Genomic DNA, 20,098 nt, shown 5'->3' on the forward strand with positions numbered 1-20,098 from the left:
TCGCATCTCATCAATACCGCCGCAAGAATTCACGTCCAAAGACGGTGACGGTGTAGTAAAAGCCAATGAGGAACGGGAGATATTCGGCGATGAGGCGCCAGCAGACGGCGACAATGCCGACCGTGCCGGCGGGAACGGTCGCCGCAAAGAGGAGGACGAAGCCGCCCTCGGCGATGCCGGAGCCGCCCGGCGTTGGGCTGAAGTAGAGGAGCATGTTGAGGAAGATCATGCGCCCCATGACGGTGTACCAGTCCGCATCCGTGACGCCGAGACCGAGCAGGAGGCATGGGACGACAGCGTAGATGCAGAGGAGGTTCAGCCCCGACTCGACAAAGACGACGAGCATCTGACGCGGCGCACCGAGGAGGAGCGAGATGGCACTCTTCGTATCGCGGTAGAGTCCGAATAGTTGGTGTCGCCTCTTGTCGCGCAGCCGGCGTGCAATCCAGACGACGATATAGTCGAGAAAGCCGCGCCGTGCGCCTACGACAATGAATACGATCCCCAAAAATGCCGCAAGCGTAATCGCCATCAGAATGTCATTCGATACGCCGGGCACGATGCCCTCGTCGTGCAGAAAGATAAACGGCATGCAGAGTGCGAGGAAGAAGATCGAAAGCAGCGTACGCACGATGACAAGCACTGCCGCCTTGCCCGTAGGCACCCCCGCGTGACGCAGGAACATGACCTGCGCCACCGCGCCGCCCGTCGCCCCCGGTGTGAGGAGCGCAAGGAAATAATTGCCGAAGATTACCTGTACTGCTTGGTACAAGGTGATTTTTTCGTTGGAGATCTTAACGAGGTGCATGAGGCGGCTGCCGTCAAAGAACATGCCCAGCCCGACGGCAAGGAGTGCGAGGAGAAGCGACCACGAGTGAAAGCGCGTCAGATTGTGCAGTGTATTGATGTCCACCGTCGTGTAGATAACGGCGGCAGAGATACCGACAACGAGCGTAAGGAGTAGGAGAAAACGCCGTGCAAATTTACTCATGCCCTACGCGCTCCCCCTTCCCTTACTTGGATATGTATTCTTCATGCGCCGCAAAGGCGTTGTGGTTATGAATGGACTCCTCATTCTCGCATTCGAGCGAGAAATAGGCAAGTCCCGGCTGTGCGCGCAGGGCGAGAACTGTGTCGCGCAGGATGTCCTCAACGAATTTCGGATTCTCGTACGCCGCCTCGGTGACGTATTTCTCATCCGCACGCTTGAGCAGCGAATAGATAGGCGCAGACCCCTGCTGCTCAAGGAGTGCTGCCAGTTCCTCGATGTAGATGCAGGGCACACCCTCGTGATAGCGGAGCCGCACGCGCGCTATAGAGCGCTGATTGTGCGCTCCGTACGCAGAGATCTCCTTGCTGCACGGGCAGAGCGAGGTAAATGGCATCGTAAGCCCAAGCTCGAACTGCATCGGCTCATTGCGCCGCTTTCGCCCCGTAAAGGAGGCATCCACGTCGAGCAGCGACATACGACCGCTGACGGGAGCACATTTCTCGATAAAATACGTAAATGCGAGCGAAACTTCGGCCTCCTCGGCATGGAGACGGTCAAGTGCCTCCGTGAGCATCGCGTCCATCTCCTCCTCCGCAAGCGGTTTCTCGCTCCACGGCAGGAGGATTTCGAGGAAGCGGCTCATATGCGTGCCCTTGAACTCCATCGGCAGAGAAACGGTGAATGCGATGCGTGCGAGCACCTGCTGATAGCCTCCCGCCTGCTTCTTGATGAGGAAGGGCAGGCGCACCTCCTTGACGCCGACGCGTTGAATGGCGATGCCGCGGCTGTCCTCTCGATTCTGTACGTCCAGCATTATCGCACTCCTGCTGCGTACGGAATCGGGTCGCGCCGCCCCGCCTCGGCAAACCCGCGCAGACGCAGAACGCAGCTGTCACAGACACCGCAAGCCTCTGCTCCACCGCGATAGCAGCTCGTCGTCAGCTCGTAGGGCGCGCCAAGCTTCGTACCGAGCTGCACAATCGCTCCCTTCGAGAGATGCTGCAGCGGCGTTTCGACGATGATACGCCGCCCGCGCTCGGTTGCGGCAGCCGTCGCGGCGTCCGCCGCCGCCTGAAATGCCGCAATAAATTCGGGACGGCAGTCAGGATAGCCCGAGTAGTCTACGGAGTTGACGCCGATGTAGAGATGTGCCGCACCGACGCGCTCTGCGTAGCCGAGCGCATAGCTCAGAAAGATGAGGTTGCGCGCAGGCACATAGGTCACGGGAATGTCCGTCCGTTCCGCATCCCCCTCCGGCACCGCAATCGCATCATCCGTCAATGCAGAACCGCCGACCGCGTTCATATTCGTTTCAATGATAAGATGCTCTACTGCATGATAGTGCTCTGCAATACGCTTGGCACAATCGAGCTCGCGGTCATGCCGCTGATGGTAGTCGAAGCTGATGGGATAGAGTTCATAGCCCGCCGCGCAGGCAACCGCCATACAGGTACAGCTGTCGAGCCCTCCCGAGAGGAGGATTACCGCTTTTTCACCCATGTTTTCCCTCTCACCCGCGCAGAGAAGCGACAGCGGCGGCAATGTCCTTCGCACCGTAGATGTACGAGCCCGCGACGAGCACGTTCGCACCTGCCGATCGCACGGACTCTGCCGTCTCTGCATTGATTCCGCCGTCCACCTCGATATCGACGTCCAGTTCATTGTCCATGACCGTATGATAGAGCGCGTGAATCTTGCCGAGTGTATTCTCTATGAATTTCTGCCCGCCAAAGCCGGGGTTGACCGTCATGAGGAGCACCATATCCACATCGTCGATCAACTCCTCCAGACTGTAGATCGACGTGCCGGGGTTGAGCGCAATGCCCGCCTTGCATCCTGCCGCTTTGATCTGCTGGATGACGCGATGCGCGTGACGCGTCGCCTCGACGTGGAACGTGATGATGTCCGCCCCCGCCTTTGCAAAGGACTCGATGTGCGTCTCCGGATGTTCGACCATAAGGTGCACGTCAAAGACCGCCTTGGACACCTTGCGCAGGCTCTCGACCACGCAGGGGCCGAGCGTGATGTTCGGCACAAACGTCCCATCCATCACATCAATGTGGATGTACTCCGCACCCGCTTCCTCCACACGGCGCACATCCGCGCCAAGATTGGCAAAGTCTGCCGAGAGAATGGACGGTGCGATGATCGTCGGACGCTCAATGTGAACGTGCTCTTCTTCCATCATTTCTTCTTCGTGTTCATGTTCGTGTGCCATTGTATTCTCCTATTTCCTTTTCATGCGAAGTTCATTCAAGAGCGCGAGATATGCCTCATACCGCTCGCGCGAAATTTCCTCGGCCGCAACTGCTGCCTTGACGGCACAGTCCGGCTCGTGGCTGTGGCTGCACGGGGCGAAGCGACAACCTGTATGGTGGGAAAACTCGGGAAAGCAGTCCGAAAGTTCTTCCGGCGCAGTGTCCGTGATTTCCTGCTGCGTAAAGCCCGGCGTATCAACCACATACCCGCCCATAAACGGGAGCAGTTCGGCGCGCCGCGTCGTGTGACGTCCACGCCCGATCTTCTCGCTGACCACCCCTGTTGCGAGGGCAAGCGTCGGATCAAGCGCGTTGAGCAGCGAGGATTTCCCCGCACCCGATGGTCCTGCGAGCACGCTGATCTCCCCCGCAAGGTGCGCGCGCAGATCATCGAGTCCCGTACCACCCGCTGCCGAAACGCGCAGAACGGAATAGCCCGCCGCCTCGTATTCCGCAAGATACGACGCAGGATCACCTGTGCAGAGATCCATCTTGTTCACGCAGAGCACAATTTTTTTCACGCCCGAGAGCTCCGCAAGCACAAGGAAGCGGCTCACAACGAGGGGATGTGGGTCGGGCGATGCCGCCGCGACCGTAATGACAATCTGTGTGAGATTTGCCACACGCGGACGCTGCAGGAGATTCGTGCGCGCTTCGATGCGCTCGATCACGCCTTCCCCCGCTGAAATGCGTTCAAATGTGACGATATCGCCGGGGACGAGCCCCATATCGCTGCGCCCCTTCTTCACCCTGCCGCGCAGCTTGCAGAACAGGACACCATCCTCTGCAGCGACGTGAAGTACATTGTTGTAGACCTTCAGGATACGTCCGCGCTCTGCCACCATGCACTCCCTATTCTGTCTTTTCCGTCTGGATACGGCGTCCGGCGGGATCCTTGTCGTTCTTCTTGCTGTTGCCCTTCGTATCTTCCTTTGTACCGGAGGACTTTCCGCCGCTCGAAATGACTAGGCTCACGGCGCTGCCGCTGTCCGCTTCCACCCCTGCCGCCGGCGACTGGCTGACGACGGTGCCTGCTGCCTGCGTGCTCGCCTCTTCCGAAACGCTGCCAACCTTCAATCCGCTTCCCTCGATCATTGTATGTGCACGATCCGAGGGCACGCCCTTCACATTGGGAACGCTGACTTTCTTGATCTTCTGCCCCTTGCTGACCGTGATATCCACGGACTGCCCCTTGCTGATGCGCGTTCCACTGCGCGGATCCTGCGAGATGACGGTGCCGGCGTCCTCATCGGAGAATGTCTCATAGGCAGAGCCGAGGCGCAGCCCCATCTGCTGCAGCCTGTCAATCGCCTCCGATTGCTTCAGTCCGCGCAGATTCGGCATCTCCATCTCCTCGCCGCCCTTGCTGACGTAGATCGTGATCGTGCGCTCCTCCTTGACTGTCGACCCTGCCTCCGGCGTCTGCGAGACAACAACGCCCACGGGCACGGAAGCGTCAAATGTCTCCGCAACCGTGACGCGCAGATGCTGATCCTCGAGAATCTGCCGCGCAAGCGTGAGCTGCTTGCCCGTCACATCGGGTACCGTGATCTCCACAGAGCTCCAGAATTTGCCAAAGCTCAGGAAGAATCCGGTAAAGAACCCCAGCAGGAGGATGAAAACAAGCCCAAACTTGAATTTCTTCGTGCGGAAGAAGGATTTCTCCTCCGCCGCCGCAGCCTCCTCCTCCGCCTCGGCAATGGCACCGATCTCCTGCGCCTCGACAGGCGAGAGAACGCGCGTCGCGTCGGGGTCGAATACGGGCATCGCAGACGTATCGCCGCGCATCATCTGTTCCGCACGTGTGATGTCCTGAACGAGCAGACGACTGTCCGGACGCAGTGCCGGGTCCTTTGCCATCATGCGTGTCACGAGCGCCTCCACGACGGGCGGTATATTCGGGACGAGGGAGCGGAGCGGCTGCGGTTCCTCCTCGAGATGCTTGCGCGCAATGCTCACAGCCGTGTTGCCGTCAAACGGGATGCGTCCCGTCAGCATTTCATAGAGCACGACGCCGAGCGAGTAAACATCGGACTTCGGCGTGATGATCGTCCCGCGCGCCTGCTCGGGCGAGAAGTAGTGCACCGAGCCCATAATGTTGTCGTTGTAGGTCATTGTGGACTCCGTGACCGCGCGTGCAATGCCGAAGTCCGCGACCTTTACGTTGCCGTCGGGCATGACGAGGATGTTGTGCGGCTTGATATCACAGTGAACAAGGTTGTTTATGTGTGCCTGTGCGAGCGCCCCTGCGATCTGGCGTGCAATGTGCAGAGCCTCTGCGGCGGGCACGGGTCCCTCCTCCTTGATGCGTTCCTTCAGCGTGCGTCCCGGAACATATTCCATGACGATGTAGTGCCGTCCCTCGGCAATGCCGACGTCGTACACATTGACGATGTTCGGATGCGTGATGCGCGCTGCTGCCTTCGCCTCGCGCTGAAAGCGCTCGATGAATTCCTTGTCATTCTCGTACTGCTGGTGGAGAATCTTGACGGCGACGGTGCGCTCCAAGAGCTGATCCTTTGCCCGATAGACATCTGCCATGCCGCCGCTGCCCACAAGCACCTCCAGCGCGTAGCGTCCATCCAAGACGCGCTCAACCATGTTCCTTCCTCCTAACACTTCTGCCATGCATTGCCGAGGTCTCTATCTCAAGAAAGGGTATCTGATGAAAACTCATTGCAGCCCTTCAAAATATTGCTGTATGATCGTACGCGCAATTCCTGCCGCCGCTCTGCCGCCAAAGCCGCCCTCCTCAACGAGAACCGCCATGACAATCTTGTGTCCGCCGCGCTCCGCCGAGCCGATGAACCACGCATGATCCGTACCGCTCGCATTCTCTGCCGTGCCGGTCTTGCCCGTAACGCGCACGCCCGCAACATCCGCTGCCGTGCCCGTGCCCGCCGCAACGACATCCGCCATCCAGCCGTCGATGACTGCGGCACGCTGCGCCGTTGTAGCCGTCCGCCAAACAGTGGGGCTTGCCTCGTAAAGGGGTGTCCCCTGCGCTGTCAAAACCTGCTCGACGAGATATGGCTGCATGATACGCCCGCCGTTTGCAAACGCGTCCGCAACGAGTGCCATCTGCATGGGCGTTACGAGAAGCGCGCCCTGCCCAATGCCGATCTGTGCGATCTCTCCATCCGCGAGCTGTTTCAACTCCGGCACATGCGCTACCGCCATCGAAATTTCCGTGTCAGCGAGTTCTGTGCCGATGCCGAACCGCTCAAACGCCGACGCGAGCCCTTTTCCGCCGAGGCGCAGGGCAAGTGTCGCAAAGGTGACATTGCAGGACTCACGCAGCGCGTCCGCAAGGCGCAGCCTGCCATGCACCTCACCGTGACTCTCGTGCAGAACATAGTCCGAGCCAATGGCGAGCTCGCCCGTACAGGTGAACACCTCGTCGGGATTCGTCACCCCCGCCGTGAGCGCCGCATCCGCGATCAGTGTCTTGAACGTCGAGCCGGGCGGGTAGAGCCCCTGCGTCACGCGGTTCAGCAACGGGCTGTCTGCACGTGTCGAAAGTTCATCCCAGTGCCGCTCTGCCGAGGCAGGATCGAACGAGGGTGCACTCACCATAGTAAGGACTGCGCCCGTCGACGCATCCATAACGACAACAGCGCCGTGCCGCGATCCGAGTGCATTCCATGCCGCTTCCGACAGTTTCGCGTCCACAGTCAGCCGCACATCATAGCCCGCATCCGCACGCAGGAGTGTGCGCAGAGGCCCCATATGTGCCACATCTGCCGTGACGCCGCTGAGTGCCTGTCCCTCCACCTGCTCCACACCCGTAGCGCCATAGCGTTCGGTTTGATAGCCTGTCACGGGGGCGAGTATTCTGCCATACGGATAGGAGCGGGAACCATCTGCCGAGCTCTCCGCAAGCACGCGTCCCTCATGATCGACAATACGCCCCCGCACAATGTCCTTCTCCATGAGCGCCGTCCTCGTATTGAGCGGATGCGCCGCGAGTTCATCACCGTCCCAAACACTGACTTTTGCCAAATAGAGTATTTGAACCGCGATCAGTGCCAGCAGGAACGCAGCGACGACCGCGATATGTTTACGGATTTTCCGATCAGCCATCCGCCGCCTCCTTGACCTCCCCGGACAGCGCCGTCAGAATGCCGATAAGGATGAAGCTCGCCGCCATCGAACTGCCGCCGTAGCTGACGAACGGCAGCGTGATCCCTGTGAGCGGCAGGAGTTTCGTCACGCCCGCCGTGATGATGAATGCCTGCAGAAGGAGGCTCGCAGCGCAGCCCGCTGCAAGCAGGGACTCCGACACATGCGGCAGTCTCATCGCGATCCGACTGCCCCGCCAGAAGAGGAGCGCGTAAACGAGGAGGACGAGAACAGCACCGAAGAGTCCGAACTCCTCGGCAATCGCCGCAAAGATGAAGTCCGTATGCACCTCCGGAATGAGGAGCGGATGCCCCTCGGCAAAGCCGGTACCCCAGATTCCGCCCGAGCCGATGGCAAAGAGCGACTGCACGACCTGATAAGACATGCCGTTTGGATCCGCCCACGGATGCAGCCAGATATCGAAGCGCACGCGGACGTGTCCGAAGAGTGCATAGCTGAGTGCCGCTGCGACAAGGATGAATCCCCCTGCGAGGAATACGTAGGATTTGCGCCCTGTTCCCATGTAGGTCATGAGCACCGCCATCCCGAAGAAGAGCAGTGCTGAGCCAAGGTCGCGGGCGATCACAAACATCAGCACGGCGAGCCCCCAGAGCACAATAAGAGGTGCGATGAAACGCACGGGCGGCAGATGGAGAAAGAGGAAACGGCGCGCCGGAAGCGTCAGCACGGCAAGATGGTCGGCAAGATACGCCGCGAGGAAAAAGATGAGCAAGATCTTGCCAAACTCAGACGGCTGCACGGAAAACGAGCCGAATGTGAGCCAGTTCTTATTGCCGCCGATGCTTACGCCGAAGATCAGCGGCAGGAGCAGCACAAGTGTCGTTGCAATCCCGAGCACATACGGATAGTCGAGCATGCGTCGCACGCGCTCCCAAAGAAGAATGACAATTCCCCAGAGCACGATGCCGACGCATGCCCAGCGCAGCTGTGCCTCAAAAAGATCCGGTTTCAGCCGCGCAATTTCAGCAAGCCCGACGGCGAGGAGCACGTAGGCAAGCGCGAGCGGGACGCAGTCCAGATTGCAGCGTGCTGCAAGCACATAGCTTGCCGCCCCCGCACAGAGGAGGAGCGCAAGCCACGGCAGATATGCGAGCTGCACGTGCCAGTCAAACACCCAGCCCGGTGCGCCTGCTCCCTGTTTCAGGAACAGGACAGCGAGTGCACAGAGGAGCATCCCCACGGGCGCAAATTTCAGCCCCTTCGTCATGACGGCTCATAGGCGAGTGCAATCGCCGTGATATTGTCACTGCCTCCTCCCGCGAGCGCTTGCGCCACCATGCGGTCTGCGAGCCCCGTGAATTCCCCTCCGAGGATCGCTGCAAGCTCATCGTCCCCGACCATATTGGTCAATCCGTCCGTCGCGAGGAGAAGCCGGTCACCCGCCTCAAGCGGAAAGGAATCCCCATCCACATGGAGGCGCTCCTCAATGCCGACGGCACGCAGGAGAAGGTTCTTGCGTGGGTGGTGCTGCGCCTCTGCCTCGCTGAGTTCCCCGCGCGCGACAAGTTCCTCCACATAGGAGTGGTCACGCGAAACCTGACGAAAGATCCCGCGCCGCAGAAGATAGAGACGGCTGTCCCCGACGTGCGCATAGTACGCCATCCCCGCATGTTCATCCACATGGAGCACGGTCGCCGTCGACCCCATGCCCTCATATGAGGAGTTTCCCGCAGAGGCGTCCAACACTTGCTGATTGGCACGCAAAATGGCACTCTGAAGCGCCGCCGTGTCAATCTCCTGCCCCTCGTTCGCCATGTCGTGCACGGCAGCGACCACCATGCGGCTCGCAACCTCACCCGCCGCATGCCCGCCGAGCCCGTCGGCAACGACATAGACGGCGGGTGAAAACACGCCGTAGCTGTCCTCGTTCGATGTTCGCACGCGTCCGATATCCGATGCACTCGAAATCTCTATCATGTGTTTACCTCTCAAAACGCAGGGCAACGGCACCGATCCGCAGGACATCGCCCACGCGCAGATACGCCCGCCCCGTCAAGATCCCATCGTTCAGATAGGTGTGGTTGCGGCTGCCCAGATCCTCCACGATGTACGCATTTTCTCTCTGATAGACACAGACATGATGATGGGACACAAAATTATCCGCAAGCACGATATCGTTGTCCGCACTGCGTCCGATCGTGAGCTCATGCACCACGGGAAAGCGCTGCCCGATCAGTCCCTCGCCAGCGATTGCGACAAAGGAAGCCGCTCCGGCAGATTGCTGCGGCAGGCGTGCTGCTTCCCTGAGATCTGTATGCAGCGATGAAAACATCACATGCCCAAGCCGAACGACGACATAGGCGAGCCAGAGGAGCGCGCCGTACTCAAGCAGCACGCGCAGGACTTTAAGTGCGAGCGCCGGCATCAGAGCACCCCATAGCGCAGTGCCGTCGTACCGAGCCGGATCTCATCACCGTCACGAAGGCGCTGTATCTCGACACGTGTCCCGTTTACAAAGCTGCCGTTGCGGCTCCCGGCATCGTAGAGGACGTGGCGGTGCGACTCGTACGCAATCCACGCATGGACGCGCGAAACATTCGTGTCCGTCAGGATGAACTCGCTCTGCGCCATACGCCCCATATAGATCTTGCGCTCACCGAGGCGTACGGCAATCCCCTCATCGGCACCGCTGAGCACAGTGAGTGTCGCAATCTCATGCACAGGCGGGAGATTCAGGCAACGCGCCTCCATCAACGAGGGGCGCTCGAGCACAATGGTCTGCGCCATCGTGTCATCAGAAACATTTGCCTCCTGCACGGGAACACACGCCTGCTGCGTCCGTGCCACAAGATGATAAGAACCCGTACGGAGACTTTCATCCAGTGCAAAACAGATGCTGAGTTTGCCATCCATGGTAAGATCGGCGCGGATGATGTACTTCTTGAGTGCAACGCCCAGCTCATCCGCCACACGGTGTGAACAAAGGCGCTGATAATCCTCTGTCCCAAGAGAGATGACATACGCATTCGCGAGCACGCCGCCCGCGCCCTGCTTCTTTGCCTCCTTCTCAAGGCCCTTGATGAGTTCGACCGGCTCGAGATGACTGCTGAACTTGCGATTGAAGAAACCTTCGATATGATCTTCCAGAAAAGATTCCACGCGTTCGATCATCGTGCAATACTCTCCTTTGGCTAATGAACGAAATTGTTTTTATGAACTTTTATATCATACCATAAAAACACAAGAATTTACAGTCCCGCTTCCATCAGACGATTGCGAAGCTGTCCGCACGCCGCCTGTATATCCGTCCCCATCTCACGCCGCAGGGTTGCTGTGATGTGCCGCTCCTCAAGAATTTTTTGAAAGCGCCGGATCGCCGCCTTGTCGGGGCGGAAGAGATTGCGCTCCGACACGGGATTGATGGGGATGAGATTGACACTCGCCAGCTGCCCTTTGAGGAGATTTGCCAGCTGCTCCGCCTCGTGCACGCCGTCATTCAGATCACGAATCAGGATATACTCGTAGGTGACGCGTCGCTTCGTCCGCTGTGCATACATACGCGCTGCACGCAGCACATCCGCGAGTGGGTACATGCGGTTGACAGGCATGATCTGACTCCGTAGCTCCTCCGTCGGCGCGTGCAGCGAGATCGAGAGCGAGATCGGAATCCCCTCCTCCGCCAGTCGCTCGATGCCGGGTACAATCCCCGAGGTCGAGAGCGTCACGCCGCGATAGCCGAGCCCAATCGTATATTCCTCGTGCAGCAGGCGCAGCGCTGCGATCACATTGTCATAGTTTTCGAGCGGCTCGCCCGAACCCATGACGACAATCGTATCGACGCGTGCCCCCTCCGTACGCAGAAAGTCCGAGATGCCGATCACCTGCGCCGCGATCTCCCCCGCCGTCAGATTGCGCTGCAAACCGTGGAGTGTCGACGCGCAGAATGCACAGCCCATACGGCAGCCCGCCTGCGTCGAAATACAGACGCTGTTGCCGTACGGATGACGCATCAATACGGTCTCCGCCGTCTGCCCGTCCGCAAACTCGTAGAGCAGCTTGAGCGTCGCGCCGTCCGCAGAGTGCAGACGCGAGACGACCTTCGGGCGCTCGATGGAGAAGTATTCCGCAAGCTGCGCGCGCAGCGGCTTTGCGAGATTGTCCATGACATCAAAAGAAACCGCACCGCGCCGATACATCCAGCGGATGATCTGATCTGCGCGGAAGCGGGGAATGTCATGTTCTTTGAGCGCAGCGGCAAGCTGCTCCTTCGTCCGTCCAAAGATGTTCATAGACGCCTCATGCGCGCGATAAAGAAGCCGTCGGGACCATCCGTCTCCGGCATGATCTGAACCATGCACTCCGTCGTTTTCTGCACAGGAAGAAAGCCTCCCGTCTCCTCAAGCACAAAATCGGTATGCGTCCGCAGAAAGTTCGCGACGATGGCGGCATTTTCACACTCCTCCATCGTACACGTGCTGTAGACAAGTATACCGCCCTTCTTCACCGCCTCTGCGGCGCTTGCAAGAATGGCGCGTTGGAGCGGCGGCAGGGTCTTCACGTCTTCTGGACTCTTTTTCCAACGCGCGTCGGGCTTGCGGCGCAGCACACCAAGTCCCGAGCAGGGCGCATCCACAAGCACGCGATCTGCCTGTCCCGCATACGCGGCACCGATCGCGCGCGCATCGCACATCTGCGCTTCCATGATAGAGATGCCGAGACGCTGTGCATTGCGCTCGATGCGTCGGATCTTCTCCTCATAGATGTCAAATGCGAGGATGCGCCCTCGATTCTCCATGCGCTGTGCGATGTGGGTCGTCTTGCCGCCCGGTGCGGCACAGGCATCGATCACCGTCATGCCCGGCTCCGGTGCAAGCACATGCGCAACGAGCATCGAGCTCTCATCCTGCACCTGTGCCAGTCCCATACGCAGGGGCGTAAGTTCATCCAGTGCGCCGTGCGCGTCAAGCACAACCCCCTCGGGTGCATAGAGCGAGGCACGCACCTGCGCACCTGCTGCCGTGAACTGCTCCATCAGCGCGGGACGATTGGTGCGCAGCGTATTCACGCGCATGGAGAGCGGCGCACTCGTATTGTTGCAGTGGCAGAGCTCCTCCGTCCGCTCGTATCCGTAGGCACGCATCCATCGCTCCACCATCCACACGGGATGTCCCGTACGAAGTGCAAGAGAGCTCGCATCCCTTCCGGTTGGATACGCCGCACGCTCGGGTTCGCGCAGAGCCGCACGCAGAACACCGTTGACGAAGGAATCCGCACCCCTGCGCCCGTGTTTTTTCGCGAGTTCCACCGCCGTATCGCATGCGGCAGAGGGCGGCACGCGATCCATCTCGAAGATCTGATAGAAACCGAGACGCAGCAGCTCACGAATGGCAGGCTGTGCCTTTCGAATGTCGGCGACGTATTTCCCGATGCGGTAGTCGAGCGACTCTCCCGCCTTGACGACGCCGTAGACAAGCTCCGTCAGAAAGCGGCGGTCGCGCTCCGTCAGCTTGATCTCGCGCAGCGTCTCTGCAAGTGCGACATTCGCGTATGCACCCTCGACGTGCACCTTTTGGAGCACCTGCATCGCAAGCTCCCGCACGCGGTCGATTTTTTCCTCACGGTATCTCTGCATTACGCGCCCTTCCTCGTATCGTCCGATGACGGCTCAATGATCTCCTCAAGCTGACGGCGCACCTCGCTCATATCCACGCTCGTGTTGTAACACGGACCGTTCGGGCGGATGTTGAGCACACCGACTGCGGGCAGAGGAAACACGTCCTGTATGCCGCTCATCAGGTCGCGCTCACACGCAATCGCAAGCACCGCCTTCGGTCGCATATTGTAGATGATCTGGCGCGCGAGCGTGCCGCCTGTCGCAACAAAGAAGTGAAAGCCCATCTCGTCGGCAAGTGCGACGAGATCGCCGATGTTGCAGCCGCCGCAGCGCTTGCAGTTGTTCGGATCGCGCGTCACCTTATGTGGGCAGCTCGCGAGCTGCAGACAGTGCGGTGTCACGACGAGGAGACGCTCTGCGGGCACACGGATGTGCATACGGTGAAAGAGCAAATTGCTCACGGCAATAAACGAGCCCTCAAGTTTCCTGCGTTTTACACCGAATACTGCACCAAGGCGCACAGCGGCGGGAAAGAGCAGGTTGATCAGCTCATACGTCTGCCGCTTCATCCACGGCAGATACGGCAGTCCCGCAATCGCGAGCACCATATTGAAGATGCCGAAAAAGGAGAGCAGGACGAGGAGTGTGAGCATACCTCCAATGATCCACGGCAATGCGGGCTGAATGCGCTCAAGCCCCGGCACGCCGATGTACCAGATCCCAAAGAGGAGCATCGCCGCAAGCCCTGTCACAAGGAGCAGCATACCGATGAAGAGTCGCTTTTTCGGACGTGACGGCAGTGCAATCTTCTTTTTCTCCCCCGCCGTCCTGCCGTTCACGGTCAATGTCTGTTCACTCATGGCGAAAACCTTCCGCCGACAGGAAGTGCACAACCGTTCAAAAAGGATCGTGCCGCCATCATCTTCTTGCCGGGTGCCTGAATCTCTGTGATCTCCACGTCCTCATCGCCCGCCGCAACGATCAGTCCAGCCCTGCGGTCGGCGGCAACAATCGTGCCCGCAGGTGCGCTCGTCGCATGCCCCGTGGAGTGCAGTGCGCCGATCTTATAGACAGCACCGTCAAGGCTCGTCTGCGCGTACGGCGTCGGGTTCAGCCCACGCACAAAGGCATCCAGTTCCCGCGCCGTTTTCGACCAGTCGATCACAGCCGTCTCGCGCGTGATGCGCCCCGCGTAGCAGGATTCACCCGTCTGCGGTGTCCGCACGAGCGTCCCTGCCGCAAGCTGTTCAAGCGTCTCAACGAGAAGGTTCGCGCCCGTTTCCATCAGCGTATCATGCAATGCTCCGTATGTTGTATCTGCATGGATCGGTACTTCACGCCACAGGAGCATATCGCCCGTATCGAGGCCCGCATCCATCTGCATCGTCGTGATTCCCGTCACCGTTTCACCCGCCATGATGGCGTGCTGAATCGGAGCAGCGCCGCGGTACTTCGGCAGGAGTGAGGCGTGCACATTGATGCAGCCATACACGGGGATGTCCAACACCTCCTGCGAGAGGATCTGACCGAACGCTACCACGACCGCCACATCAGGTTTGAACGCCTGCAGCTGCGCGACAAACGCCGCATCACGCGCACGCACGGGCTGCAGTACGGGGATATTATGCTCTGACGCCCACGCCTTCACGGGTGACGGCACGAGCTTCTGTCCGCGTCCACGCGGACGGTCGGGCTGCGTTATGGCGGCGACGACCTCTGTGAGATCGGGGCGTGCCACAATCGCCGCAAGCGTCGGAACGGCAAAATCCGGCGTTCCCATAAAGATGACACGCATCTTCGTCACCCCTTTTCCTCCTCCTTGCGCAGATTGATCGCAATGTCGATAAAAAGTCTGCCGTCGAGATGGTCGCACTCGTGCTGAATGCAGCGCGCGAGAAGCCCCTCCGCCGTCAGGCTGCGCCTGCGGCTGCGCCGATCCGTATACTCCACCGTCACGCGCTCGGCGCGCTCCACATCGCCGTAGACCTGCGGCACGGAGAGGCACCCCTCCGAGTCCACCACCGTACCCTCGCGCGTCGTGATAACGGGATTCACAAGTTCGAGCAGACCATGCTCGTCCTGCACATCGATCACCACGATGCGCAGGGATTTCCCCACCTGCGGAGCGGCAAGCCCAACGCCATCGGCGGAGTACATCGTCTCCGCCATATCATCAAGCAGCTGCCGATGCCGCTTCGTGAGGCGGTCAATCGGCGCAGCTATCTGTTTCAGTACGGGATCGCCCGCCTTTTTTATTTCCAAGATTGCCATAGAATTTCCTCATTTACAAGTGCAAGTTATAGATTTGCACGGCATTGTCATAGAACACCGCATTCCAATACTCCTTGGGGATGAGCAGCTTCGTGAATGCGATGTAGTCGTCAAAATTCGCGAGCGGCCAGTCCGTCCCAAACATCAGGCGATCGTACGCATTCAAATACGCGAGCCAGCCGTGCAGCTGCTCGATATAGAACTTCTTACGCGCACAGAATAGCTCAAAATCCTTAATTTTACCCGCAAGCATCCCCGAGAGATCGGCACTCACATTTGGATTCTTCTCCATCACGGCGACTGCATCCGTGAAATACGGCTCGCCAAAATGACACATGACGAAATGCACCGCACGGAACTTTGTCGCTGCCTCGTCCATCACATTCGGGTGCGCGTATTTCAGCAGTGCCTTCTCCGTCGCCGTCAGCCCCGTGTGCACGGCAACGGGCTTCTTGTACTGCGCCGCGAGCTCGTATATAGGCGCAAGCATATCATCATAGATATAGAAATAATGATAGCCCGGATAGAGCTTGATGCCGACGCACCGCTCGCTTTTTAGATGCTGTTCGAGTGCGGGCAGGAGCTTTTCGATGCGCCCCGCCGCGATCTCCGTCACACCGTCGCCCCCGATGCCCACACAGTAATGAAAGATATCAGGATAGTTCGGACTCGTCTCCTCTACGGGCAGATTGCCCATGATGATGCCGTGGACAATGCCCGCCGCACGGAAATCACGGCGCAGCGCCTCCTCCGTATTCTCATGCCCCGCAGCCCGCGCCACCGTATCAAAATACTCCCCTCTGCCAAAGTGCAGATGAGCATCAATGATCTTCATGTATATTCACTTTCTAAAATAACTAAGAAATCACTATCCGTTTAGTTTAACATATCCGTCAATAGTTTTTCGTGATAGATGAGCCATTTTACAACAAATCCATCATCCTATGTGTCTGCGGGATGACGCGGACATCGGTGAGATGGTGCAGGGCGATGCGCTGGAGTTCGAGGAGGCGCGCGGGAGACGGCACAGTACAGCCGCCGTAAGGCGTGACGGGTTGGAGGATGAGGAGCGTCGCGGGTGCGATCTCGGCGACGAGGTGCGCCGCACGCTCCACATCATCCGCGCATGTATCTGCGGCGACGACGACCTTGACATAGACATCCTTGGCTCGTGCAACTTCGAGAAAGCGTGCGTGCGCATCCCAGACAGGCGCGGACAGGACATCGGGCAGTTTCAGATCCATACTGATGTGCGAAATGCAGTCGATGCACTCTGCAAGAGCCCTGTCGAGCGTTCCATTTGTTTCAAGGAAAACGGGCAGGTCGATATGCGTGGCAAGTTCCTTGATAAACGGCACATGGAGCAGCGGCTCACCGCCCGTGATGCTGAGGGAGTGATGTGGGACATCGGCCACAAGACGCGCGACAATCTCCGCCGCCTGTTCCACCGAAAGAGGATTTTCGTATGGAACGAGCTCATGCGTACCCGCCCGTTCCTCCACCATGCAGACGGGATGGCGTCCGATCTCGTTCTCCGTGTCGCAGTAGGTACAGTCGAGATTGCAGCCCTCAAGGCGCACGAAGATCTGACGGCAGCCGACGTACTTCCCCTCCCCCTGTATGGAGGAAAAGATTTCGATGATGTTCTCGCGCATATCAGTCCTTCGTATAGGTGACGGAGGACTTCGGCGACTCCCAGACGGTCAGCGCGGTCAGCTCCGCAGGGGATGCCGCGACTTCTTCGCGTGCAGCGAGGCGCTCGAAGATGATGCGCGCAAGGTTCTCCGCCGTCGGGTTCACGCCCTCATTGAACGGTGGGAAGTCATTCAGATAGTAGTGATCGAAGTCGTCCAATACTGCGGCGAGTGCCTTTTTCGCAATCTTGAAGTCAATGAGCATACCGAGCTCATCGAGCTGTGTACCCTGAAAGGTCGCCTCGACGACCCAGTTGTGCCCATGCAGACGGTCGCATTTGCCGGGGTAGTTCACGACGCGGTGCGCCGCCTCGAACGCGCCCTCGACGCGTAATGTATACATATTGTTCTCCTTTTATGGAAAAGGCTGCCGCACTTATGCAGCAGCCTCTTTTTCACTTCACATCGCTCATGACCTCATCCATGCTCATGGCGCGCGTATGTTTCGTATGACTCCACTCGTGCTCGTTGCGGTGGATGAATCCGAGGAAGATGATCGGAATCCACGAGTAGATGAACACGGGATAGAGCAGCAGATAGAACCATGCCTTGAGCTTCGCGCGTACCTTGATAAGGATGATCATGGGCAGAACATACTGCCCGATCATGATGGCGGTCATCAGCTGCGACGGCAGGAACTTATAAATGCTCGTATAGAACGGCGGGAAGGCAAGCTGCACATAGCTGATGATGATGAAAAACGTCGACATCATGAGGAAGTGCGGCTGCAGCAGATAGATGCAGCCATCCCAGATGCGGATGTCGCGCCGCCTCCACCCCTCGCGGATCATCGTCGGAATAAAGCGGTGCGCCACATCGAACTGCCCCTGTGCCCAGCGGCGACGCTGATTCCACGCCTGCTTGAACGTCAGCGGTTTCTCATCGTAGACGATGGCATCATGCGCCCACGTCGTCTTGATGCCCTCGGCGAGCAGCTTCATCGTAAACTCCATGTCCTCCGTGAGGCAGGTCGCGCGCCAACCGTGGCGCTTGAGTACGTCCGTCGTAATGCACATACCCGTGCCGCCGAGACATGCGGAGAGCCCGATGTTTGTCTTCGCAAGATGCGAGATGTGATCAATGACCCAAAACGCGATGGCAAATGTGCCCGCAACCCACGTATCATAGGGATTTTTCGCATCGAGAAAGCCCTGAATGACCTTATCCCCCTTAAGGAGGCGATTGTTCATCTCCTTGAGGAAGTTCGGATGGACGAGGTTGTCCGCATCGAAGATTGCGATCGCGTCATATTCCTTGTCCATCTCGAAGAGACGTTCAAACATCCACTCAAGCGCGAAGCCCTTGCTCTTCTTCGTCGGATGCGTGCGTTCACAGACGATTGCGCCCGCGTCCCCCGCGATCTGTGCCGTCTCGTCCGTGCAGTTGTCTGCAATAACATAGATGTCGTACAACTCCTCGGGGTAGTCGAGGCGTTTCAGGTTCTCGATCAGCTGCCCGATGACCGCCGCCTCATTGTGCGCGGCAACCACGACGGCAAATGTCTTTTCCGGCGTCAGGATCTTTTTCTCCTTGCGCCGCCAGAGGCAGCAGAAGCCAATGAAAAAGAAATAGAGCGTAAAGAGCAGAAGAATGATCTGCATCGGAACCATCACAATATCAAAGATATGTGCCGGAAGATAGTGCGAAACAAATTGAAAGAACTCAGTCATGCGGGCTCAGCCTTCCTTTGCGCGCGTCATAACGGCAATCGTATGATTGACAATCCCAAAGAGTGCGTAGGTCGCAAAGATCCCCGCAAAGACGGCGGGCAGAATCGCCGCGCTGCCGAAATACAGGATTGCGGCGAAGATAACGAGCGCAAAGATTTTGGACGCCATATAAATCTTCTCCCCACCGCCCTTGAAGTCGGGATAGTGGACATGACTGACCATGAGATACGCCGTAACGGCAACGGCGATCGGATAGATCATTCCGAACGAAGTCGGGTCAACGCCAAGTTCCAAAAAGAGCCATGTCGACATGGCGACGAGGTTGCCGCCCGCCGGAATTGCAAGCCCCATGAAATAGCCGTGCACAACACTCGCATTCACATTGAAGCGCGTGAGACGCCACATGCCGCAGACGGCAAAGAAGATCGTCACAAGGGCGCCGAGAACGCCATAGTGGTGCAGGGCGAGCGTCCACGCGAGCAGCGCGGGCGCGACGCCGAACGAGCCGAGGTCACAGAGCGAGTCCATCTCCTTGCCGAACTCGCTCGACACGCCGAACGCGCGCGCAATGCGTCCGTCCAGACCATCGGCAATGAGTGCGCAGAAGATAAAGAGCGCGCCCCAGTCGAGATGCCCCTCGACCGTCGAAAGGATGGAACACATACCAAAGACAAGATTCATCGCCGTACAGAGATTCGGCAGAAACCGTCTGTAATTCATTCGCCTTCGAGCCTCCCCAGAACGGTTTTGCCGCCCTGCACCTTTTCGCCCTTCTGCACAAGGATTTGCGCCCGCTCGGGCATCACGATCTCAAGGCACGAGCCGAAGCGGATCATGCCGTAGATATCCCCCTGCCGCAGCTTGTCGTCAAGCGTCACCCACGAGACGATGCGGCGCGCGAGGATACCCGCGATCTGCTTCACCGTGATGCGCAGATCGCCGCGATCGATGCCGATGAGGTGGTGTTCGTTCTCAAAGCCAACCTCATCCTTATAGGCAGGGCGAAAGCGCCCACAGTAGTATTTTTGCAGCTTGATCTCACCGTGGATCGGACTGCGGTTGACGTGCACGTTGAACACCGACATGAAGATGACGATCTTGTTGCACTTCTCGCCCACGAAGTCATCCATACCGACGGGTGAGATCTCCGTAACGGTTCCGTCTGCAGGCGAGAGAATATGATTTGCGTCCTGCACAATCTCGCGTGCGGGACTGCGGAAGAAATACGCGAAGTAGCACGCAAGTACGACGAACGGAATTGCCGCGTACGGATGTGCAAAGAATCCGAGAATAACAGCCAGTATAAGCGCCGCGCCGATAAATTTATAGCCCTCGCTTACAATGACCATGCGCATCCGCCTCCTTATAAAAAAGTCTGAGCCAGCTTGTGCTCCTAAGCAAACCCTAGTGAAGCAAACGGGAAAAGTACACGTTCTGCCCCCTGCGGATTTTATTCGTTCAAGCGAAGCGCGTTTGGAATCCGCAGGTATTTAGGCAGATAAGTGTACGACCGTTTG

Annotated in this window: 22 protein-coding genes; all 22 read right to left on the reverse strand. The window is 58.6% G+C overall.

The genetic code is table 11. From position 1 onward, the window contains the following. Window positions 1-10: 10 nt before the first annotated feature. The gene (locus HMPREF9081_RS09930; protein ID WP_006307145.1) at window positions 11-991 is read right to left on the reverse strand and encodes a lysylphosphatidylglycerol synthase transmembrane domain-containing protein; all 981 of its coding nucleotides are present in this window, start codon (window positions 989-991) and stop codon (window positions 11-13) included. 22 nt (window positions 992-1,013) lie between these two features. Continuing rightward, window positions 1,014-1,805 carry a GTP cyclohydrolase FolE2 gene (gene folE2 / locus HMPREF9081_RS09935; RefSeq protein WP_006307146.1) on the reverse strand — a complete coding sequence of 264 codons (792 nt, stop codon included), beginning with the start codon at window positions 1,803-1,805 and terminating at the stop codon, window positions 1,014-1,016. Then, window positions 1,805-2,491: a 7-cyano-7-deazaguanine synthase QueC gene (gene queC, locus HMPREF9081_RS09940; protein WP_006307147.1), complete on the reverse strand. Its 687-nt coding sequence runs from the start codon at window positions 2,489-2,491 to the stop codon at window positions 1,805-1,807. Before queC ends, folE2 begins: the two co-directional genes overlap by 1 nt. Before the next feature lie 10 nt (window positions 2,492-2,501). Beyond that, the gene (gene rpe / locus HMPREF9081_RS09945; RefSeq protein WP_006307148.1) at window positions 2,502-3,209 is read right to left on the reverse strand and encodes a ribulose-phosphate 3-epimerase; all 708 of its coding nucleotides are present in this window, start codon (window positions 3,207-3,209) and stop codon (window positions 2,502-2,504) included. A gap of 9 nt (window positions 3,210-3,218) precedes the next feature. Next, window positions 3,219-4,094, reverse strand: a complete 876-nt coding sequence (gene rsgA, locus HMPREF9081_RS09950) for a ribosome small subunit-dependent GTPase A (protein ID WP_006307149.1) — start codon at window positions 4,092-4,094, stop codon at window positions 3,219-3,221. A 7-nt stretch (window positions 4,095-4,101) separates the two neighbouring features. Further along, window positions 4,102-5,850, reverse strand: coding sequence for a Stk1 family PASTA domain-containing Ser/Thr kinase (pknB, locus tag HMPREF9081_RS09955; protein ID WP_006307150.1), 1,749 nt, complete (start codon window positions 5,848-5,850; stop codon window positions 4,102-4,104). Between the two features lie 72 nt (window positions 5,851-5,922). Beyond that, on the reverse strand, window positions 5,923-7,332 hold the full coding sequence (locus HMPREF9081_RS09960) for a peptidoglycan D,D-transpeptidase FtsI family protein (RefSeq protein WP_006307151.1): 1,410 nt from the start codon (window positions 7,330-7,332) through the stop codon (window positions 5,923-5,925). Next, window positions 7,325-8,599, reverse strand: a complete 1,275-nt coding sequence (locus HMPREF9081_RS09965; protein WP_006307152.1) for an FtsW/RodA/SpoVE family cell cycle protein — start codon at window positions 8,597-8,599, stop codon at window positions 7,325-7,327. The genes HMPREF9081_RS09960 and HMPREF9081_RS09965 overlap by 8 nt, the downstream gene beginning before the upstream one ends. Beyond that, complete coding sequence (locus tag HMPREF9081_RS09970; protein WP_006307153.1) at window positions 8,596-9,309, reverse strand: Stp1/IreP family PP2C-type Ser/Thr phosphatase; 714 nt, start codon at window positions 9,307-9,309, stop codon at window positions 8,596-8,598. Before HMPREF9081_RS09970 ends, HMPREF9081_RS09965 begins: the two co-directional genes overlap by 4 nt. A gap of 4 nt (window positions 9,310-9,313) precedes the next feature. After that, window positions 9,314-9,757 carry an FHA domain-containing protein gene (locus HMPREF9081_RS09975; protein ID WP_006307154.1) on the reverse strand — a complete coding sequence of 148 codons (444 nt, stop codon included), beginning with the start codon at window positions 9,755-9,757 and terminating at the stop codon, window positions 9,314-9,316. Further along, window positions 9,757-10,503: an FHA domain-containing protein gene (locus tag HMPREF9081_RS09980; protein ID WP_006307155.1), complete on the reverse strand. Its 747-nt coding sequence runs from the start codon at window positions 10,501-10,503 to the stop codon at window positions 9,757-9,759. The genes HMPREF9081_RS09975 and HMPREF9081_RS09980 overlap by 1 nt, the downstream gene beginning before the upstream one ends. Before the next feature lie 77 nt (window positions 10,504-10,580). Then, window positions 10,581-11,621, reverse strand: a complete 1,041-nt coding sequence (rlmN, locus tag HMPREF9081_RS09985; RefSeq protein WP_006307156.1) for a dual-specificity RNA methyltransferase RlmN — start codon at window positions 11,619-11,621, stop codon at window positions 10,581-10,583. Next, window positions 11,618-12,964 carry a 16S rRNA (cytosine(967)-C(5))-methyltransferase RsmB gene (gene rsmB, locus HMPREF9081_RS09990; RefSeq protein WP_006307157.1) on the reverse strand — a complete coding sequence of 449 codons (1,347 nt, stop codon included), beginning with the start codon at window positions 12,962-12,964 and terminating at the stop codon, window positions 11,618-11,620. Before rsmB ends, rlmN begins: the two co-directional genes overlap by 4 nt. Beyond that, window positions 12,964-13,806: a DUF116 domain-containing protein gene (locus tag HMPREF9081_RS09995; RefSeq protein ID WP_006307158.1), complete on the reverse strand. Its 843-nt coding sequence runs from the start codon at window positions 13,804-13,806 to the stop codon at window positions 12,964-12,966. The genes rsmB and HMPREF9081_RS09995 overlap by 1 nt, the downstream gene beginning before the upstream one ends. Then, a complete protein-coding gene (gene fmt, locus HMPREF9081_RS10000; protein ID WP_040395602.1) occupies window positions 13,803-14,741 on the reverse strand; it encodes a methionyl-tRNA formyltransferase in 939 nt (312 codons plus the stop codon). The genes HMPREF9081_RS09995 and fmt overlap by 4 nt, the downstream gene beginning before the upstream one ends. A gap of 5 nt (window positions 14,742-14,746) precedes the next feature. Next, a complete protein-coding gene (def, locus tag HMPREF9081_RS10005; protein WP_006307160.1) occupies window positions 14,747-15,217 on the reverse strand; it encodes a peptide deformylase in 471 nt (156 codons plus the stop codon). A gap of 13 nt (window positions 15,218-15,230) precedes the next feature. Then, window positions 15,231-16,052, reverse strand: a complete 822-nt coding sequence (locus tag HMPREF9081_RS10010) for an amidohydrolase family protein (protein ID WP_006307161.1) — start codon at window positions 16,050-16,052, stop codon at window positions 15,231-15,233. A gap of 88 nt (window positions 16,053-16,140) precedes the next feature. After that, a complete protein-coding gene (locus HMPREF9081_RS10015) occupies window positions 16,141-16,872 on the reverse strand; it encodes a 7-carboxy-7-deazaguanine synthase QueE (protein WP_006307162.1) in 732 nt (243 codons plus the stop codon). A 1-nt stretch (window position 16,873) separates the two neighbouring features. After that, window positions 16,874-17,254, reverse strand: a complete 381-nt coding sequence (gene queD, locus HMPREF9081_RS10020) for a 6-carboxytetrahydropterin synthase QueD (protein WP_006307163.1) — start codon at window positions 17,252-17,254, stop codon at window positions 16,874-16,876. A 52-nt stretch (window positions 17,255-17,306) separates the two neighbouring features. Beyond that, window positions 17,307-18,581, reverse strand: coding sequence for a glycosyltransferase family 2 protein (locus HMPREF9081_RS10025; RefSeq protein WP_006307164.1), 1,275 nt, complete (start codon window positions 18,579-18,581; stop codon window positions 17,307-17,309). Between the two features lie 6 nt (window positions 18,582-18,587). Continuing rightward, window positions 18,588-19,301, reverse strand: coding sequence for a CDP-diacylglycerol--serine O-phosphatidyltransferase (gene pssA, locus HMPREF9081_RS10030; RefSeq protein WP_006307165.1), 714 nt, complete (start codon window positions 19,299-19,301; stop codon window positions 18,588-18,590). Then, entirely contained in the window at window positions 19,298-19,930 is a 633-nt protein-coding gene (locus tag HMPREF9081_RS10035) for a phosphatidylserine decarboxylase family protein (RefSeq protein WP_040395028.1), read from the reverse strand. The genes pssA and HMPREF9081_RS10035 overlap by 4 nt, the downstream gene beginning before the upstream one ends. Window positions 19,931-20,098: the final 168 nt, after the last annotated feature.

Origin of the sequence: Centipeda periodontii DSM 2778 (genome assembly GCF_000213975.1) — a bacterium.
GTDB classification, from domain to species: Bacteria; Bacillota; Negativicutes; order Selenomonadales; family Selenomonadaceae; genus Centipeda; species Centipeda periodontii.

Excerpts from the sequence above, each read along its gene's own strand:
- HMPREF9081_RS10025 (WP_006307164.1), bottom strand. The coding sequence starts at position 18,581 with ATGACTGAGTTCTTTCAATTTGTTTCGCACTATCTTCCGGCACATATC.
- fmt (WP_040395602.1), bottom strand. The coding sequence starts at position 14,741 with ATGCGTGTCATCTTTATGGGAACGCCGGATTTTGCCGTTCCGACGCTT.
- HMPREF9081_RS09960 (WP_006307151.1), bottom strand. The coding sequence starts at position 7,332 with ATGGCTGATCGGAAAATCCGTAAACATATCGCGGTCGTCGCTGCGTTC.
- HMPREF9081_RS10010 (WP_006307161.1), bottom strand. The coding sequence starts at position 16,052 with ATGAAGATCATTGATGCTCATCTGCACTTTGGCAGAGGGGAGTATTTT.
- rsgA (WP_006307149.1), bottom strand. The coding sequence starts at position 4,094 with ATGGTGGCAGAGCGCGGACGTATCCTGAAGGTCTACAACAATGTACTT.
- HMPREF9081_RS09995 (WP_006307158.1), bottom strand. The coding sequence starts at position 13,806 with ATGAGTGAACAGACATTGACCGTGAACGGCAGGACGGCGGGGGAGAAA.
- pknB (WP_006307150.1), bottom strand. The coding sequence starts at position 5,850 with ATGGTTGAGCGCGTCTTGGATGGACGCTACGCGCTGGAGGTGCTTGTG.
- HMPREF9081_RS09970 (WP_006307153.1), bottom strand. The coding sequence starts at position 9,309 with ATGATAGAGATTTCGAGTGCATCGGATATCGGACGCGTGCGAACATCG.
- HMPREF9081_RS10035 (WP_040395028.1), bottom strand. The coding sequence starts at position 19,930 with ATGGTCATTGTAAGCGAGGGCTATAAATTTATCGGCGCGGCGCTTATA.
- HMPREF9081_RS09980 (WP_006307155.1), bottom strand. The coding sequence starts at position 10,503 with ATGATCGAACGCGTGGAATCTTTTCTGGAAGATCATATCGAAGGTTTC.
- rlmN (WP_006307156.1), bottom strand. The coding sequence starts at position 11,621 with ATGAACATCTTTGGACGGACGAAGGAGCAGCTTGCCGCTGCGCTCAAA.
- HMPREF9081_RS09930 (WP_006307145.1), bottom strand. The coding sequence starts at position 991 with ATGAGTAAATTTGCACGGCGTTTTCTCCTACTCCTTACGCTCGTTGTC.
- queC (WP_006307147.1), bottom strand. The coding sequence starts at position 2,491 with ATGGGTGAAAAAGCGGTAATCCTCCTCTCGGGAGGGCTCGACAGCTGT.
- rpe (WP_006307148.1), bottom strand. The coding sequence starts at position 3,209 with ATGGCACACGAACATGAACACGAAGAAGAAATGATGGAAGAAGAGCAC.
- def (WP_006307160.1), bottom strand. The coding sequence starts at position 15,217 with ATGGCAATCTTGGAAATAAAAAAGGCGGGCGATCCCGTACTGAAACAG.
- HMPREF9081_RS09965 (WP_006307152.1), bottom strand. The coding sequence starts at position 8,599 with ATGACGAAGGGGCTGAAATTTGCGCCCGTGGGGATGCTCCTCTGTGCA.
- pssA (WP_006307165.1), bottom strand. The coding sequence starts at position 19,301 with ATGAATTACAGACGGTTTCTGCCGAATCTCTGTACGGCGATGAATCTT.
- HMPREF9081_RS10015 (WP_006307162.1), bottom strand. The coding sequence starts at position 16,872 with ATGCGCGAGAACATCATCGAAATCTTTTCCTCCATACAGGGGGAGGGG.
- queD (WP_006307163.1), bottom strand. The coding sequence starts at position 17,254 with ATGTATACATTACGCGTCGAGGGCGCGTTCGAGGCGGCGCACCGCGTC.
- folE2 (WP_006307146.1), bottom strand. The coding sequence starts at position 1,805 with ATGCTGGACGTACAGAATCGAGAGGACAGCCGCGGCATCGCCATTCAA.
- rsmB (WP_006307157.1), bottom strand. The coding sequence starts at position 12,964 with ATGCAGAGATACCGTGAGGAAAAAATCGACCGCGTGCGGGAGCTTGCG.
- HMPREF9081_RS09975 (WP_006307154.1), bottom strand. The coding sequence starts at position 9,757 with ATGCCGGCGCTCGCACTTAAAGTCCTGCGCGTGCTGCTTGAGTACGGC.